This is a genomic window from Mesorhizobium sp. M7A.F.Ca.US.005.03.2.1 (assembly GCF_003997795.1).
GTDB classification, from domain to species: Bacteria; Pseudomonadota; Alphaproteobacteria; order Rhizobiales; family Rhizobiaceae; genus Mesorhizobium; species Mesorhizobium ciceri.
Map to the genome: position 1 here is coordinate 1 of NZ_RZRP01000914.1, position 2,382 is coordinate 2,382.

The 2,382-nt window shown below is 64.7% G+C and carries 4 protein-coding genes; all 4 read left to right on the forward strand.

The annotated features are described in order from the left end of the window. Positions 1–405 (forward strand): YbaK/EbsC family protein (locus tag EN991_RS32465; protein ID WP_127370273.1); only part of this gene is annotated, 405 nt, incomplete at its 5' end. An 84-nt stretch (positions 406–489) separates the two neighbouring features. Next, the gene (gene trxA, locus EN991_RS32470) at positions 490–1,491 is read left to right on the forward strand and encodes a thioredoxin (RefSeq protein WP_063169575.1); all 1,002 of its coding nucleotides are present in this window, start codon (positions 490–492) and stop codon (positions 1,489–1,491) included. 106 nt (positions 1,492–1,597) lie between these two features. Further along, on the forward strand, positions 1,598–2,269 hold the full coding sequence (locus tag EN991_RS32475; protein ID WP_013528774.1) for an LON peptidase substrate-binding domain-containing protein: 672 nt from the start codon (positions 1,598–1,600) through the stop codon (positions 2,267–2,269). A 9-nt stretch (positions 2,270–2,278) separates the two neighbouring features. Then, the coding region (locus EN991_RS32480; RefSeq protein ID WP_281058829.1) for a Trm112 family protein at positions 2,279–2,382 on the forward strand (104 nt) is incomplete at its 3' end.

Sequence of the window (2,382 nt, forward strand, 5' to 3'; positions counted from 1 at the left end):
GATTCGCAGGCGCTGCGCGGCGAGATCGCCGGCGGGCACACGAAAAACCTGTTCCTGAAGGACAAGAAAGACAATTTCTTTCTGGTCACCGTCGGCGAGGACGCGGTCGTCGACCTGAAGCAGATCCACCAAGTGATCGGCGCCGCCAGCCGGGTTTCTTTCGGCAAACCGGAGATGCTGATGGAGCTGCTCGGCGTCACGCCGGGCGCCGTCACGGTCTTTGGCATCATCAACGACACGGCAAACAGGGTCAAGCTCGTGCTCGACAAGGATTTGATGGAGCATGCGGTGATCAATGGGCATCCGCTGACCAATGAGGCGACGACATCGATCGCAGCGAGCGACCTGATCAGATTCGTCGAGGCAACCGGGCACGATGCTGCTATCTTGAAAGTCTCCGCGTGATCGCCACATGGATGGCTTAAAACCGATGGTCTGAAGCATAGGGCGCCTGGCCGCCGGCCGGCGGCGCCACGGAAGGGTAAAGAGATGAGCGACAACAATCCGTTCGGCGGCCCCTTTGGCGGCAATGGCGGCCAGTACACCACCTCGGTGCAGTATGGTGGAACCGCGCCGGCGCCGGCGAAAGTCGCGCTTGGCGATACGCCCGCCGCTCCCGCCGATGTGATCAAGGACACGACGACGGCTGCCTTTGCCGCCGATGTCATCCAGGAATCGCGCCGCCAGCCGGTGCTGGTCGATTTCTGGGCGCCCTGGTGCGGACCTTGCAAGCAACTGACGCCGCAGCTGGAGAAGGCGGTCAAGGCCGCCGGCGGCAGGGTCAAGCTGGTCAAGATGAACATCGACGACCATCCGTCGATCGCCGGCCAGCTCGGCATCCAGTCGATCCCGGCGGTCATCGCCTTCAAGGACGGCCAGCCGGTCGATGGCTTCATGGGCGCCATCCCGGAGAGCCAGATCAACGAATTCATCACCAAGGTCGGCGGCAAGGGCAATGGCGCGCCGCCGGTGGCCGAAGCTCTGGCTGCGGCGACCGAGGCGCGCGACGCCGGCGACATGCAGACCGCGGCCGACATTTATGACGCCATCCTGGCGCAGGCGCCGGAGACGATCGAGGCGATCGCCGGACTGGGAGAGCTGCTGTTCGAGGCCGGCGACACGGAAGGCGCCGAGGCGCTTTTGGCAACAGCCCCGGAGGCCAAGAAGGATGCGCCGCCGGTGGCAGCCCTGCGCGCCAGGATGGCGGTTGCGGCGCAGGCGGCGGCTCTCGGCAATCCAGCCGAATTCGAGCGGCGCCTTGCGGAAAATCCCGGAGATCACCAGGCGCGTTTCGATCTGGCCATGATCCAGAACGCCAACGGCGACCGTACGGCCGCCGCCGACAATCTGCTGGCCATCATCAAGGCCGACCGGGCCTGGAACGAGGATGGCGCGAGGACGCAATTGCTGCAGCTGTTCGAGGCCTGGGGCATGACCGACGAGGCGACGCTGGCCGCGCGCCGCAAATTGTCGGCGCTGCTGTTTTCCTGAGCCGGCTGCCGGTTGTTTTGCCGCACGGGCTTGGCGTCGGCGATGATTGCGCCAGATTAGGGCCAAGAACTCACGCGCTTTTTGATGGCGCGATCGGAGGAATGAGGTGCAAGCGGGAAACGCGCATTACCGGCTCGCCAAGGATTTGCCGTCGACGATCCCTATCTTTCCGCTCGAGGGGGCGCTTTTGCTGCCGGGAGGCCGCATGCCGCTCAACATCTTCGAGCCGCGCTATCTGCAGATGGTGGACGAGGCGATCGCCGGCTCGCGGCTCATCGGCGTCATCCAGCCCAGTCTCGACGGGGCCTTGCGCGACGACGGCGAGCCGGAACTCTGCAATGTCGGTTGCGCCGGGCGCATCATCGCCTTTTCCGAGAGCGGCGACGGCCGTTACCTGATTTCGCTGCAGGGCGTGTGCCGGTTCCGCATCGCCCATGAATTGACGGTCAAGACGCCGTTTCGCCAGTGCAAGCCCTCGCCTTTCCTTGCCGATCTCGATGAGGACCAGGCGGGCAACGAGATCGACCGGCCATCGCTGCTCAAGGCATTTCGCGCCTATCTGCAGGCCAACGACCTCGAGGCCGACTGGGAAAGCGTCAGCCGGGCCGAAAATGCCATGCTGGTCAATGCGTTGTCGATGATGGCGCCCTACGGGCCAGCCGAGAAACAGGCGCTGCTCGAAGCGGCGGATTTGAAGACCCGGGCCGAGACGCTGATCGCCATCACCGAAATGGCGCTGGCGCGCGAGAATGAGGATTTTGGGTCGAGTTTGCAGTAAGAGGGCGCGATGGCGGACGGACGTGACGGGAAGAAGGTCGACCCCAGGCTGCTGGAACTCTTGGCCTGCCCACTGACCAAGGGGCCGCTGGCCTGGGATCCGGAGCGCGGCGA